A 14,244-nucleotide genomic window follows, 5' to 3' on the forward strand; every position below is an offset into this window, starting at 1 on the left:
TAATTAAGAGCATAAAATGAAACCCACTTTTGACTTAACCAAACACTTACCTTTAATCGCAATTATCCGTGGCGTCACCCCACAGGACGTCATTGAAGTTACCCAAATCCTTATTGATGAAGGGTTTACTATGATTGAAGTGCCGCTTAACAGCCCCGGTGCGATTGAAAGCATAAGCAAATTGGTACAACAATTTGGCACTAAAAACTACCTGTTAGGTGCAGGTACCGTGACCAATATGGATTTAGCGAAACAAGTTGTTGGCACAGGCGCAAACTTAGTTGTTACACCAAATTGCAATACTGATGTTATCCGCTTTTCTGCAGACGCCGGTTGTGCGGTATTTACTAGCATAGTCACGCCAACTGAAGCTTTTGCCGCATTAGACGCAGGTGCAACAGGCTTGAAGTTGTTTCCAGTTTCTATGGTCGGTCTAGACGGTTTTAAAGCATTAAACTCGGTACTACCAAAAGGCACTCGGTGTTATCCGGTGGGCGGCATTGATGCGTCGGTGGCAAGTATGAACCCTTACGTTAAAATTGGTGCCGCGGGATTTGGTTTAGGTTCCGCTTTGTATAAACCTACGATGTCGATGGCGGAGATTAGAACACAAGCCAAAGCTTTTGTAGCTCAGTACAAACTTTGTTTAAATAACATAAGCCATGCTTAATTAATTACTAAGTGAGTAAATAGGTTAGGTTATATACAATCGCAACTCACACAGGCGTTGTGTAGCAATGTTTTTGTATTATCATCGAATTAAACATGATATGTTTGAAAATCAGTTTATTAGGAAGAAACTCTGACAATATGAGTGAATTAGTATATTACGATTTAAAACGAGCCAAGAAAATGACGCCGAGTCTTTCTGTGCAAGTTGCTAGAGAGTTAGGTAGACGTATTGTTGCAGGGTCATTTGAAGCCGGAGCCTTAATAGAAGACGAAAATGCACTGGCAGATCGTTTTCAAGTGAGCCGAGTTGTTATCCGAGACGCGGTTAAAATTTTAGTCGGTAAAGGTTTACTCGACGTTCGCCGAGGCATAGGCACCAAAGTAAGACCGCGACACGAATGGATTTTACTCGACGATGACGTACTTGCTTGGCATATCACAGCAACCCCAAGACTCGAATTTATCAGCCAGTTAATGGACATTCGATTAGCGTTTGAACCAAAAGCCGCCCGTTGGGCCGCAGAACGTGCAACCGCTGAAGACATCAAAGTCATTGACGATGCTTGTCGACGAATGGAAGAAGAAACCGGTTCCCTAGAAAAGTTTGTCGTTGCTGACGCTTTATTCCACCAAGCGGTGTTACGCGCAGCTCACAACGAATTTTTAAATGCGATGGAAGGGGTTATCTACTCCGCATTGTTAGTTAGTGTTCGCATTACGAACCAAGACCCTCGCAAAAATAGTGACTCTGTCGAGTTTCACCGTGAAGTTTGTGATGCTATTTCTACCGGCGATGCCGATAAAGCTGAAAAGCTTACAGAGAAGCTTTTAAGAGACGCAATTCGTCGTTTAAAAGAGGCCTTTGGTGATAAATTTAAAGATACGCAATTGATGTAATTAATTGGGTCTTTTCTTTTCTTAAAAAAGCAAACCTTAGGTTTGCTTTTTTTAACACAATTTCATTCCAAATACCCAGAACAAAAACGTCATTCCAAAAGAGCGGAGCGATATTTGGAACCTCCTACCAAGTGCAGAGGAATTGCATAATCCGCCCTAAATTAACTCATAATTTCAGAACAAAAAACGTCATTCCAAAAGAGCGGAGCGATATTTGGAACCTCCTACCAAGTGCAGAGGAATTACATAATCCGCCTTTATTTGCCTTGCAGGCGGCTATTTCGACTGCGTCGACCTTACTTTTTCAACAGCCGCTCTTTGTTTCTAAGATCATGTAACCAAAAAGAGCCGCTTTCGGCCAAATCCCTAATCCTTATTTGATATTTATATTATCGTCGAAGACGGGATGAAAGTATGTCCATGGTTCGTCTGACGTACATCCATGTACTGACGAATTCCCTTCGTCCTTGAAGTGAACAACCATCCCTTGCAACGGCGTCCCTGCCGTTCACTTCGAGATATAAATCTCAACTAAGGGGATTTAGACGAAGGAAAATGTCGCCTGAACTTTAGGTGTATAGCCTGTTGTTTTAGTGAAAAGTCACCATTCGAAATCAACAGAAAAAACGTGATTCCAAATCAGCAGAAAAAACGTCATCCCCAAAGCTTGTAGTATGAGTCAGCCACAGCGATATTAGGGATCTCCAACCGAGTGCAGAGGAATCACATAATTCGCCCTAAATTAACTCATAATTTCAGAACAAAAAACGTCATCCCAAAAGAGCGGAGCGATATTTGGAACCTCCCACCAAGTGCAGAGGAATAACATAATTCGCCTTTATTTGCCTTGCAGGCGGCTATTTCGACTGCGTCGACCATACTGGCGCGGTGCTTGTGCCTTGCAGGCGGCTTTTCGCCTAAAGGCGAGTCACTTTTCTCAACAGCTAGAAAAGTAACCAAAAGAGCCGCTTTCGGCCAAATCCCTAATCCTTAGGTAAGATTTATATTATCGTCGAAGACGGAATGTAATTTCGTCCCTGAAAACATTCCTTGCAACGGCGTCCCTGCCGTTCACTTCGAGATATAAATCTCAACTAAGGGGATTTAGACGAAGGAAAAAGTCGCCTGAACTTTAGGTGTATAGCCTGTTGTTTTAGTGAAAAGGCACCATTCGAAATCAACAGAAAAAACGTGATTCCAAATCAGCAGAAAAACCGTCATCCCAAAAGAGCCACAGCGATATTAGGGATCTCCAACCGAATGCAGAGGAAGTTCATAATTCGATATTTAAAATAATAACAAAAGGGAGAGTAGACGAAGCGGTAGTTGGCTGAACAACAGTTAAATATTAGCAACTATGTAGGCCAACAAAATTAGTTTGTAGCAAAGGTTTGTGTAATTTGATACAAATATGATTATTGTTAAAAGAGTAAAGTTTACTTTGGTTAAGCTGTTATAGCTCTAGGAGAATTTGGTGTCTAATATCCCGACTACTGTAAGTACCATAAGCCCGTGGATTCCAGTTGTAGGTACTCTTGGAGGAGCTCTTATAGGTTTTGCTACTAGTTTTGCGACGTCGTGGTGGAATGCGAAGAAAACCGAAACTAAAGAAGCTAATAATAGAAAGCGTGAAACTCTCGAAGATATTTATAAAACATTAATTATTATCCGTTCAGATTATCAAGGAATATCAGGGATGTGCCTTAATAAAATACACCATGATATAGCAATAGTTCCCCAAAAATATGAAGGAATTGCTCCAATCATTAAAGCTGAAATGTTAATCAAACTATATGGTAAAGAGTTAAGCGATTCTTGGGATCTATTTTCAAAATTTAAATATAGTTTTGGTGAGTCCTACGCAGAAGTAATAACGACTAATTATAAAACCAAATCATTGAAAGAAAAACAGGAACTCTCAAGTAAGGTTTTGTTAAAAATTAAAAAAATGGATGATTCAATAGATGTTATGCAAACAAAAATAGTAAGTGTAATCGAGCTATAACAAGGCCATTAAGTAACGGACACATAATAGTTGGCTGTGCTCGTTTCTCGCAATTTTAGCCAACTGGTATTTAGCCGCTTAGCAAAGCGTTGAGGCCGTATAATAACTATTTTTTAACAAAAACGGCCTATTTTATGGGTTCCAAGTGCATTACCTAGTGCGAAAAAAACGCTTAGAGTTTGTTGCCGGAACTGGATTTTTCATCAATTTGGGCTGTTGGAGTAATTCTCAGCTTCGTTATGAGGTAAATAATGCTCGAAGATGTTGATGGGCAATTAGTTCAAATTAGAGCATCGGGCCTTGCTGATTTACTGAGTGTTGTTATTGAACAATTTGAATTGCATTGTCAGATGGCAAAGGAAATGTATAAGGAATTTGGTTGTATTCCTGATATTAAAATACAACAAGAAAATGGCTATGATGCAAGAAACTCAGCTATTATTTCGCAAACCTTTACGGCTATGATTATTGAGGCTTTTTATTTCGATTACTACTTTGGAAAAAATTCAAAAACCAAAGCTGAACAATGGTCTAAACAAAGCCCTATGAAGCAATTTGAGCAATTATGTGTTAATTATTTAAATCAACCTGAATTCGAATCTTTAGATTTACATATAAAATTAAAAGAACTTAATAAGGTTAGAAAACGCTGGGTGCATAATCAAAGTACTGAAATTGGAAAGTACCGTAAGGATTTAGGGTACTTGAGTGCAGATGGTTGTATTCAATTGCTCCGTGAGTTTTTTGAATTTTTTCATACCAAAGATGCTTCGTGTAAACTAGCAGAGTTTACACATTCAGTTTTGACTGAACTTCAGCTAAATACTAAAGGTTACAATGGGTTGTAATACCTCATAACACATATGAACCTTCTTCCGTCAAATAAACAAAAGGAGCTTTTTAGCTGCCGCTTGGCAGCTAATTGTATTCGTCAATCAGCAAAATAATCTACTTCGCAATGTCATTGTGACCGTTAAAATTGTTTACGGCAAACACATATAGAGGCTCTCTTATTGTACTCTCATCACTGCCTAACTCTGTCATTCCCTAGCTTGTAAAATGAGTCAGCCACTGCAATATTAAGGATCTCTAACCGAGTGCAGCGGAAGTTCATAATTCGCCCACAATATAACCCCAAATACTCGCTGTCATGCTAATCAAAATCTACTTTTAAACAGTATTCTTAATAGTAGAAGTAAAACTCAGTAATCGATTGAATCAATTTCTGAACTCGGATATCGTTTGTAGATAAATAAAATAAATTTAAAACGGGTTAATCTACAGCCTAGTTAAAGGTAATTAGCGTGATCTACACAGTCTGGCAATCAATAGTTATTCTGATTTCAATTGGAATGGTATTACTAAGTGCTTTCTGTTTTCACTCTCCGCAAAAATTAATTGATTGGATGCCAATCCTTATAAAATCAAAATTGGCAAAATATACAGATCTTTTAATTAGATTCTTGTTGGGTATTTCCCTAATTTTGTCAGCGGACACTGCTCACTTCCCTATTTTTTCGTATGTTTTGGGTATTTATCATTAGCTGCTGTGCTACTTATACTGGTCGTAGGTACTGATAAGTTGGAAGGTTTAATTAGATACTTAACAGGAGTTTTTTCTGTTGTTGCTGTGAAGTTAGTCTGTTTTTTAGTGTTTTACTTTTTGCGTTTATGATATTTAACATTGGTTAAAATTGCCAAGAAGGTTGTTAATGCAGGACAAATTACAATTGGCTTTTGCTCGTACAGCGCGAGCTTTAGCTAACAATTTTCTCCCTTTATAGGGTTGGACGTTTTGCTTGTTTGGGTCTAGCAGCGGATTATCACCTGTCAAAAATAATCATTTCAAAAAACGTCTGACAAGCTTGTAGTAAATCAAAAGGATTTTAATGAAATATTTAACTTTAGCGTCAATATCGCTCTTTTTAATTATCGGGTGTTCGTCTACGCCATTGCCAGATAGAGCAAGTGCAAGGCTGCAAGAAACCGCAAATCCAACATTTCCAAGCGATGCTGCTCGAAACGGTATTGAGGGTTTTGTGCAAATGAGTTTTGATCTCAGCACGGATGGCGAGCCAACTAATATTAAAGTTGTAAAATCCGTACCTAAACTGATTTTTGATAAAGCGGCAATTAGGGCACTTTCTAAATGGAGATACGCACCAAAAATTGTAAATGGCAAGGCAGTTATGCAAAAAGGGCTTACGGTACAATTAGATTTTAAGTTAAGTTAGTTGTATAACAAATCAGACACTAAAACGGAAAAGTAGCACTTATTTGTTTTTGGCTTTAGATGCTATTTTTACCAATGTACAGCCTCTTTTAGAGGCTTTTTATTTTAGGAGAATTCATTGGAAAGTTTACTTAGGAATATTCAATATGGGTTGATGGATTACATCGAGGGTGATGATGATCCCGATTACAATGTTGAGGATGTTGATGCGTGTATAAAGTTACTGATAGATTTTCATCATTTGGTTCAGTCTAAGGGCCGTAATCTAGATGAGGCGTTGGTGCTTGTACGTGACCTTGTTTTGGCGTTAAATGACCTGAATTTAAAGTGCGATGAGTGCCTTATTGAAACGGATCAGCGTGAGCAAATTTGTGAGTTTATTTTTAGAGTGTTGGACGATGCTAATATTCTTTTTGACGGCGATGTCACCGAAGAATGGCGGGCGTGGTAATTGCGATCTAACTCGTTTGAATCAGGCTTTTACCAAACTGAAGAACAAAACATAGCTTTGTTTTTTAGCAGGTTTGGCAATAGCTACATTTTTTTATTCACAATGTTGGGGTACAAATTTGAACAAAATACATTTTTTATTATTTGCGCTGTCACTATTATCTTTACCAAATATGGCGCAGACATATGATATTTTTATTGTTGCGGGTCAGTCTAATGCACAGGGATGGAAGGGCGATGCGGCGCAATATCCTATCGATGTAGATGGGCTGAGATCCTAACATCCCTATGTTTTATACCTTTCCAGCAAAACAAAAAGTTAACTCCAGTAATGGCAAATGGATAACTTTGGGACCGCAAGGCGGACGCTTTGAAAAAGGGCATTTTGGGCCAGAGATTAGCTTTGCCCGCCAATTAAAAACGAAGGGTTATCAACCTGCGATTTTTAAGTTTTCTAAAGGGGCTACGTCGTTGGCCAAAAGCTGGAAGAGGCCGGGTGAAAATGGCCTTACCGATAAGATGATAGCGTCATATCATAAAGCGATGAAAGCGCTAAAGGAAGACGGCCATACCGGAGTTGTGCGTGGTTTTATTTGGATCCAAGGTGAAAGTGACTCTCACGGTAAGTCGGCAGTGGCATACAGTAAAAACCTATCTGCACTCATTAAGTATGTTCGTAATGACTTAACAAACGTGCCGAATCTACCCGTAATATTAGGAATTGATGAACAGCATAAGTTTGTTAAAAAACGCCCTTAGTACTTGAGAGTCACAAATCATTTGCCGCAAAGGATCCAAACGCAATATTCACATCTATGTTAGGTCTGGAAAAAGCCGATAAAACCCATCTAACGCCAACGGCATTAATTGCTCACGGCGAGCGGTTATCGCAGGCTTATTTAACTCTGGTAGGGGATAAGAGTAAGCAGTAGTCTGGACACTATTGAGTTAAAACAAATTAAAAAAGGTGAAGTTGATTCACCTTTTTTGTGCCTAATAAAGTGAAATGAAATGAAATGAAATGCAATGGTTGAAAATTAGACTTAATTAGGTGGTGTTCAGTTATTTATAAAAACCGGGTAATAAGCCATATTAAAGAACGAATCATTCTAATTGTTGTGTGTGTGATTTGGCTTTTTGGATTTACAGTAGGGACGGGAAGGTGTCTGTTAAGTGTGTTAGAGGAAGCTTATATGCAGTTCACCTTCAATTACATTAATTGGGATTAAACTAGATTTAAACTGGCCCAGCACACCGCCAAGAAGTGTGGCTTTGGCACTTGGTATACCAACTAATGTAATACTTATTTTTATCGTCAACAGGGAAAATTTACATGAAACTAGAATCATTAGCTTTACATGAAGGATACACTTCGGAAGACACAACAAAAGCCGCAGCAGTGCCTATTTATCAAACCACATCTTTTACGTTTGATAATACGCAACACGGCGCGGACTTATTCGATCTTAAGGTGCTATGAAACATCTACACTCGGATCATGAATCCAACCACTGACGTTTTAGAAAAACGTGTTGCAGCGATGGAAGGTGGCATTGGCGCATTATGTGTCGCGTCTGGTATGGCGGCAATTACCTATGCAATACAGTGTATTTGTGAAGTTGGCGATAACATTGTGAGTACCAGCCAATTATATGGTGGTACGTATAACTTTTTTGCGCATACTTTGCCTAAACAAGGTGTTGAAGCTCGAATGGTTTCTTATGACGATTTTGACGGATTTGAGCAAGCCATCGATAAAAATACCAAAGCGGTATTTTGTGAATCTATCGGTAATCCAGCGGGCAATATCGTTGACATCAGTCGTCTTGCAGAAATTGCTCACAAACACGGTGTGCCATTAATTGTTGATAATACGGTAGCAACCCCATACCTATGTCGCCCATTTGAATTAGGAGCGGACATCGTTGTTCATTCATTAACTAAATATATCGGTGGCCATGGTACGTCAATTGGTGGTGTTATTGTTGATTCGGGCAAGTTTGACTGGGCAGCAAACAAAGAGCGTTTCCCTGTATTAAATGAACCAGATCCTTCTTACCACGATGTGGTTTACACAGAAGCATTAGGCGCAGCCGCTTATATCGGACGTTGCCGTGTGGTTCCGCTTCGAAATACCGGCGCGGCTATTTCACCAATGAATGCATTCCAAATATTACAGGGACTTGAAACACTTGGTCTACGAATGGAGCGCCATTGTGAAAACGCAGAAAAACTTGCGGCATATTTACAGCAGCACAAAAAAGTAAAATGGGTAAATTACGCAGCATTACCAGAAAGTCCTCATTTTGAAAGCTGTAAAAAGATCACAAACTCTAAGGCGTCAGGAATTATTAGCTTTGGAGTTGAAGGTGGTATTGAAGCATGTTCTCGCTTTATCGACTCACTAGAGATGATTTTACGTTTAGTTAACATTGGCGACTCTAAGTCTTTAGCGTGTCATCCTGCGTCGACAACTCACAGACAATTAAATGACGAAGAACTTGCTTCTGCTGGCGTAAGCGCTGACTTGATCAGAATTTCAGTGGGTATCGAGCACATTGACGATATCATCGCAGATGTGAGCCAAGCGTTAGATAAAGCATAGGGTTAGATAAAGCATAGCACCTTGCGATCCTACAAAATAAACTGGCTTGAAACGTGTGTTCAAGCCAGTTTTTTGTATTTGTTGTTAACTAATTAGCCGTTAAGCGAGTTATTTTTATGATCCAAATTATTGCGTTACTTTTTGCCGGCGACAAAGGTATAGAGGGGTTGAGAGAGTTTGAATCGCGCGCGATTGAGATATTACGAGAGCACCAAGGTGAGTTGATTAGTGCGTCGTTTAATGATGTTAAAGGCGCAGATGAACCCGACGAAATACATGTTATTCAATTTCCCAGTCCAGACCATTTTAACGCTTACAAAAATGACAAACGCCTAATCGCGTTAGCGTCGTTAAAAAATGCAATGGTAAACAAGATGCAGGTTTATATAACGAATCGATTCCACCAGTATTAATACGTTAAAGTAAGAATGCCGCCGTCATTAACTATTTTTGATATCCGTTCAGCTGAACGTTTTAGCGACAGGCCCTTTTAACCAAGGAGTTGTGACGTTTTTAAGTTAAGTCTCTTTTAGCGGAATAGGAGGGGTTTTAGAGCCAAGTATATCGAAAAGTTTTTAGAGTATTCATGCAAAATGGGCAAAATGGGCAAAATGGGCAGAACAGGTTAGATTGAAGTTAACCTAACGCTATACTGCCCTCAATGGGTGTGAGAATGATTAAACCTCTATCTTATGTCGCTAACATAAAGACAGAGATTTAGAGTTTTATTGTTGACGATAAATACTATAAAGCTGGCTATAGTCGAGGCGCGAAATTATGCCGTCACCATCTAAATCAGCGGAGACTAAATAGCCTTCATCGGTACTCTTTAATCCATAAACAGCAATGAAAGCGGCAATATCTGCGGAGTTTATGTCTCCATCGTTATTTATATCCCCAACTAAAGGCTCTGGCGTTTCAATTGCAATGGCAATTTCTACAGTGTTACTGCAACCGTCATTTTTAGTATAAGTACCGTAGTAAGTACCTGCTTGGGATTGATCAAGTATATCGAGGTGTATTTGGCGTATGTCGCTAGAATAACCGTCCGGTCCTGTCCAGGCCCAAGTACCGCCCCAATTAGGCTGTGGCCCTATGTCTATTGAATCACCGATAGCTAACGTTGCGGCAGATTTACTCGACCAAGAACCTGTGTTAACTCGCAAGTAAGGCGTCACTTTAGGTGGTGTACAAACATTAGTTGGGATGTAATTGGCTTCAAAAGTTGTTCTGTTAACGCACCCTTGAGGGGTTGTAAACGTCACTTCATATTGACCACCTTGTTCTTCACCAACATCAACAAATGACAGTTGTCTAACTTCCATCGCTTTAAAATCGTTTGGTCCTGTCCACTGCCATCTTCCGGTGTTCGGGGAATTAGGGCCAATTTTAAATGAATCACCATCTTTTATGTCTAAACTCGTTGATCGCGACCATGCACCGTTTAGTTGTACCCATGGAATAATCGTAGGTTCAACGCTGCAGTTGACGATAACGTGATAATCTAGGTTAGTGCTACAGCCTTGAGGGCTTGTGTACGTTGCAACATAAGTCCCCGCCATATCTGGTTTCACGTTTGTTAGCTCTGGCTGTCTTCCCGAATGACTAAAATTATTCGGACCTGACCAATGCCAGTCACCTTGAATTTGTGATTGTGGTCCAAATTTTATTGAGTCACCAGCCTCCAAAGTTGCAGTGTTTTGATCACCTACCCAGTTACTGTCATTAATTTGATAATAAGGTGTGGTAACAGGATCCGCATCACAATCAACCTTTAAGGTCGTGATGATGTCACTTGTAAAGCCACTGTAACTTGAATAAGTCGCTAGGTATTCACCAGCCATTGCTGGCGTAATATTTTCGAGTCGAACTTTTCGTTGGTCAGTGCTAAAGTTCGCAGGACCTTGCCAAGTCCACGTATTTGCAATTCGAGACTGTGGCCCAAAATCAACCGTATCGCCCTCTGTAACAGTGACATCGTCAGTTTGTACCCAGTTGCCGTCATTAACTCTAACATAAGGGGTAAGTGTATATTGAGGTTTGAGAATAAATACACTGATACTATTGGCCTTGGCGTTAGCGGTAAAATGGTCATGGGCATCAAGGTTGATTCTCGTCTCTACGCCTTCGATTTCTGTTGTTTCGCTCCAATAGGTTTGTCTTACGTCCATGCCATTTTTAGGCCAAACTCACTTATATTAAAGTCTACACTGTTGTAATCGTTGTTGGATTGGTTGATTACCCAAAGGGCCATCTCATCACCTTTTCGAAAAGCCATGGTGCTGACATCTTCAAGGTCGGTCGTTGATGAATTGACGTAAACACTGTCGACTGCGGCAGTCGCAAATTTTTTCATGATGTAATACGAACGCATCCGTCGACCATCTGAACCATTGTTAAAAAATATTGGCTTTGCAAAAACTTATTTTCTTGAATTTCATTATAGCCACGTGGCCAAAGTTCAAAAATAGCTTCACCTTTAATGCCACCCGCGTACATGCGTGTTTTTTCAAAGTAGGCATTCAACGCATTTTTAAAATCGGATTCATATAATGCTTGTCCACCGCCACCGTGACCGGATTCTTCGTTAAATGCGGGTTTTCCTACACCGTTCGCTTTAGTTGCAAAATCTTCCCAAGGTCAGTGTTTCGTTAGACCAATAGTCGTGAGAACTAAAGCCATGTATGTCATCAATAAGGTTATTGTTTTCATAGCCATTTATTAAACGATTTGCGCTTGTGAGTGACCAAGTACCGGCGTCAATAATCAGTGGCATGTTAACATTACGGGCGGCCAATTCAGATTTAAGCGTGGCAATTATAGTTTTTGCACGCCATGGTGTAATAACACCAATGTATTCTTTTGAAGTCGCGATATAGGTTAATGGAAATCCCGACTGTTCCATAAACTCAACGTAATCAGCGAGAAAAATACCGTACTTTTGGGCATTGAATGTTTTGGTTCCAACCACTGCGCCATTTTCGTAGGAATAGTCATAAATCCAAGTTGGAAGGTTATTTCGATTTCCTTGGCTGTAACCGTGGTAGTCAGACTCAAGAGTCGCGAAAAATTTCATATTGGGATTTACATTTTTGATCAATTGCATTGCTGCTAATTCATCATCGTAATAGGCCCAATTTTTTGTGCCTTCAACGATTTCTTGGTTTTTATTATATGCGATTCGCCAAGTATCGAAGGGGATGTCTTTAACCAACCAATCAATAATTTCTTCTTTATTAGCGGCGTTTTGGAGGTTTGAGCCGCTACGCTCCATATCTCCCCCATCATAGTGATGGTTTGTTTGACGTCGCTAGCGTCAACCGATATAGACTGTGCTCGCGCATGGTTGGTCGCAAATACGAGTAAACATATTGTTGCTAGACCTATCAAATTATTTTGAAAATTGCCCATCGTAATTCCTATTTATTATTGTTATTAAAATTGCTTTCAACTAGTTTTTGTATTGCTGCACCTGCTCATAACCCATTGCAATAACAAAAAATACACTAGCCCCTGTTTCTATTTTGCTGCCATTAACAACTAGGTGCTGCGATAGAGGTGTAGCCATTAGTGATAATTGGTCATTTACCAAATTCAATATGGCTGTTGTTACTAATGACAACATTGATGTAACAGTTTGAGCATCGAAAACCGTAATAATGAACACTGATATTTATAAAAGGAGTGTTGCAAATTAGGCGTGATTGAGTTGTTGTTTAATTAAACAATTTACTAGGGGCGTATTTTTTGTTTTCGATATCGACCTTAGGAGTTGGCCAGTTCAATTAACTGCTCATTTTGCGATTTGTGGTTTGTATCTTGTAATTAGTAATTAGTAATTAGTAATTAGCAATTTGTAATTTGTAACTTGTAACTTGTAACTTGTAACTTGTGAGAGTCAGGGGTTATAACGTGCTCACTAGCACGGTGTGGTAAACATCTCAAAAATTAACAACTTAATGGGCCTCACTTTAGACCCATCAAGTTGTCTTAACTGCCGTTTGATTTACGCCAATTAGTCCTGACGCAACGCATTAATCGGGTTTGCGCGGGCGACACTGGCCGCATTTGTTCCCACGGTAGCTCAGGCAATCAGTAACAGTAAGGTCCCGACCGCTAAACATATAGGGATTAACCAAAGTGGATTGATGCGGTAGGAAAAGTTTTCGAGCCAACCGATCATCGCAAATGACGCAATAGGCCACGCCACTAAGTTGGCAATTAAAACGGGTTTTGAAAACTGCCAAATTAACAGCCCGACGATATCTCGAACCCGTGCGCCCATTACTTTTCGAATGCCAATTTCTTTTGTCCGACGTTCCGTGGTAAATGCCGCTAAGCCGTATAATCCCAAACAGGCGATGAGGATGGCGAGGATAGAGAACGCTGAGAATAAGCGGGTTTGAATTCGTTCATCGTTATATTGTGCTGCCATCATACTGTCTAAAAACTGTAGGTTAATTGGCTGCATTGGCACATGTTTTTTCCAAACTTGTTCTATTTGAGTTCGCAGTTGCGCTGGGTTGTTGGTGTTAAACGAAATGCTTGCGACGTTTAATCGTTGAGGATTTAACATGTAAATCGTCGGCCGCACCCCAAATTTAATTGAACGGAAATAGATATCAGGGATCACACCGACAATCTTAAAGTGTTGCTGGCCGCGGATATTTGCCGCAACGGTTCGGCCAATGGCTTCCTGCGCCGAGTTAAATCCAAGCTTAGCTAATGCCGATTGATTTAGAACGGCACTGGCAGCGCCGGCATGTTGTCCCGTCTCGACGCTGGTGACCTCATCAGAACCAAATTTTTGGTCAAATAAACGACCGGCAATCGGTGCAACGTCATATGCTTCAAAAAAGCCGTAGTCCATATTATGCAAGTTTAAAAGTTGGCCTTGATTGCTCATTTGATTCGTTGATGCGTCGTCAGATTGACTGCTGCCAAGTAAGGTAAAAAACGAGTTGTTTTCGTTGTCTTGAGTGGGTGCTTCTGATGAAAATACCACTGACTTTATCTCAGGAAGATTCAACAATTCTTGGCGTAAACTTTCGCGTTTATCCCGAGCTCTATTAATCGCTAAAACCATTTTGTTGTCGCTGTTGTAGCCAACATCGACAGACTGAGCGAAGTGTGTTTGGGCGTAGATCACAACCGTACAAATCACTAAAGAGATAGATGCGGTAAATTGGAAAACAACCAAAAATGTTCTAAATCCTGAAGTACGTCCAGACTCCGTACTCTTATTGGATTTTAGAATATGACCGGGTAAAAACCGGGATAAGTAAACGGCTGGGTAGATGCCAGCACCAAGCCCGACAACTAGGCCGATGACAATAATGGCAATGAGTAGTGTCGGGTCACTAAACAACGCAAGTTCAAGTT

The 14,244-nt window shown here is 40.1% G+C and carries 13 protein-coding genes and 1 pseudogene; 9 read left to right on the forward strand and 5 right to left on the reverse strand.

The annotated features are described in order from the left end of the window. Window positions 1-16 precede the first annotated feature (16 nt). From PN838_RS23895 to PN838_RS23935, 9 genes and pseudogenes are all read left to right on the forward strand, one after another. On the forward strand, window positions 17-670 hold the full coding sequence (locus PN838_RS23895) for a 2-dehydro-3-deoxy-6-phosphogalactonate aldolase (RefSeq protein WP_272182255.1): 654 nt from the start codon (window positions 17-19) through the stop codon (window positions 668-670). Between the two features lie 140 nt (window positions 671-810). Then, window positions 811-1,569, forward strand: a complete 759-nt coding sequence (locus tag PN838_RS23900) for a FadR/GntR family transcriptional regulator (protein ID WP_215964019.1) — start codon at window positions 811-813, stop codon at window positions 1,567-1,569. Window positions 1,570-3,043: 1,474 nt separating this feature from the next. Beyond that, complete coding sequence (locus PN838_RS23905; RefSeq protein WP_272182256.1) at window positions 3,044-3,574, forward strand: hypothetical protein; 531 nt, start codon at window positions 3,044-3,046, stop codon at window positions 3,572-3,574. A 251-nt stretch (window positions 3,575-3,825) separates the two neighbouring features. Next, window positions 3,826-4,422, forward strand: a complete 597-nt coding sequence (locus tag PN838_RS23910) for a hypothetical protein (protein ID WP_272182257.1) — start codon at window positions 3,826-3,828, stop codon at window positions 4,420-4,422. 1,041 nt (window positions 4,423-5,463) lie between these two features. Beyond that, a complete protein-coding gene (locus PN838_RS23915) occupies window positions 5,464-5,808 on the forward strand; it encodes an energy transducer TonB (RefSeq protein WP_272182258.1) in 345 nt (114 codons plus the stop codon). A 117-nt stretch (window positions 5,809-5,925) separates the two neighbouring features. Then, window positions 5,926-6,258 carry a hypothetical protein gene (locus tag PN838_RS23920; protein WP_215964076.1) on the forward strand — a complete coding sequence of 111 codons (333 nt, stop codon included), beginning with the start codon at window positions 5,926-5,928 and terminating at the stop codon, window positions 6,256-6,258. Between the two features lie 287 nt (window positions 6,259-6,545). Beyond that, on the forward strand, window positions 6,546-7,016 hold the full coding sequence (locus tag PN838_RS23925) for a sialate O-acetylesterase (RefSeq protein WP_272182259.1): 471 nt from the start codon (window positions 6,546-6,548) through the stop codon (window positions 7,014-7,016). 574 nt (window positions 7,017-7,590) lie between these two features. Then, window positions 7,591-8,862 (forward strand): annotated as a pseudogene (locus tag PN838_RS23930) (O-acetylhomoserine aminocarboxypropyltransferase/cysteine synthase family protein). A 116-nt stretch (window positions 8,863-8,978) separates the two neighbouring features. Then, on the forward strand, window positions 8,979-9,275 hold the full coding sequence (locus PN838_RS23935) for a hypothetical protein (RefSeq protein ID WP_272182260.1): 297 nt from the start codon (window positions 8,979-8,981) through the stop codon (window positions 9,273-9,275). 312 nt (window positions 9,276-9,587) lie between these two features. On the opposite strand, the gene PN838_RS23940 is transcribed toward PN838_RS23935, so the two are convergent. From PN838_RS23940 to PN838_RS23960, 5 genes are all read right to left on the reverse strand, one after another. After that, on the reverse strand, window positions 9,588-11,033 hold the full coding sequence (locus PN838_RS23940; RefSeq protein WP_272182261.1) for a dockerin type I repeat-containing protein: 1,446 nt from the start codon (window positions 11,031-11,033) through the stop codon (window positions 9,588-9,590). Continuing rightward, a complete protein-coding gene (locus tag PN838_RS23945; RefSeq protein ID WP_272182262.1) occupies window positions 11,024-11,236 on the reverse strand; it encodes a hypothetical protein in 213 nt (70 codons plus the stop codon). The genes PN838_RS23940 and PN838_RS23945 overlap by 10 nt, the downstream gene beginning before the upstream one ends. A gap of 243 nt (window positions 11,237-11,479) precedes the next feature. Beyond that, window positions 11,480-12,136, reverse strand: a complete 657-nt coding sequence (locus PN838_RS23950) for a hypothetical protein (protein ID WP_272182263.1) — start codon at window positions 12,134-12,136, stop codon at window positions 11,480-11,482. 177 nt (window positions 12,137-12,313) lie between these two features. Next, the gene (locus PN838_RS23955) at window positions 12,314-12,487 is read right to left on the reverse strand and encodes a hypothetical protein (protein WP_215964080.1); all 174 of its coding nucleotides are present in this window, start codon (window positions 12,485-12,487) and stop codon (window positions 12,314-12,316) included. A 459-nt stretch (window positions 12,488-12,946) separates the two neighbouring features. Next, window positions 12,947-14,230 (reverse strand): FtsX-like permease family protein, encoded by a 1,284-nt coding sequence (locus PN838_RS23960; protein WP_272182264.1) that lies wholly within the window; start codon window positions 14,228-14,230, stop codon window positions 12,947-12,949. Window positions 14,231-14,244 lie beyond the last annotated feature (14 nt).

Origin of the sequence: Psychrosphaera algicola (assembly GCF_028401425.1) — a bacterium.
Classification (GTDB): Bacteria; Pseudomonadota; Gammaproteobacteria; order Enterobacterales; family Alteromonadaceae; genus Psychrosphaera; species Psychrosphaera algicola.

Excerpts from the sequence above, each read along its gene's own strand:
- PN838_RS23945 (WP_272182262.1), bottom strand. The coding sequence starts at position 11,236 with ATGCGTTCGTATTACATCATGAAAAAATTTGCGACTGCCGCAGTCGAC.
- PN838_RS23935 (WP_272182260.1), top strand. The coding sequence starts at position 8,979 with ATGATCCAAATTATTGCGTTACTTTTTGCCGGCGACAAAGGTATAGAG.
- PN838_RS23950 (WP_272182263.1), bottom strand. The coding sequence starts at position 12,136 with ATGGAGCGTAGCGGCTCAAACCTCCAAAACGCCGCTAATAAAGAAGAA.
- PN838_RS23900 (WP_215964019.1), top strand. The coding sequence starts at position 811 with ATGAGTGAATTAGTATATTACGATTTAAAACGAGCCAAGAAAATGACG.
- PN838_RS23955 (WP_215964080.1), bottom strand. The coding sequence starts at position 12,487 with ATGTTGTCATTAGTAACAACAGCCATATTGAATTTGGTAAATGACCAA.
- PN838_RS23940 (WP_272182261.1), bottom strand. The coding sequence starts at position 11,033 with ATGGACGTAAGACAAACCTATTGGAGCGAAACAACAGAAATCGAAGGC.
- PN838_RS23910 (WP_272182257.1), top strand. The coding sequence starts at position 3,826 with ATGCTCGAAGATGTTGATGGGCAATTAGTTCAAATTAGAGCATCGGGC.
- PN838_RS23925 (WP_272182259.1), top strand. The coding sequence starts at position 6,546 with ATGTTTTATACCTTTCCAGCAAAACAAAAAGTTAACTCCAGTAATGGC.
- PN838_RS23915 (WP_272182258.1), top strand. The coding sequence starts at position 5,464 with ATGAAATATTTAACTTTAGCGTCAATATCGCTCTTTTTAATTATCGGG.
- PN838_RS23895 (WP_272182255.1), top strand. The coding sequence starts at position 17 with ATGAAACCCACTTTTGACTTAACCAAACACTTACCTTTAATCGCAATT.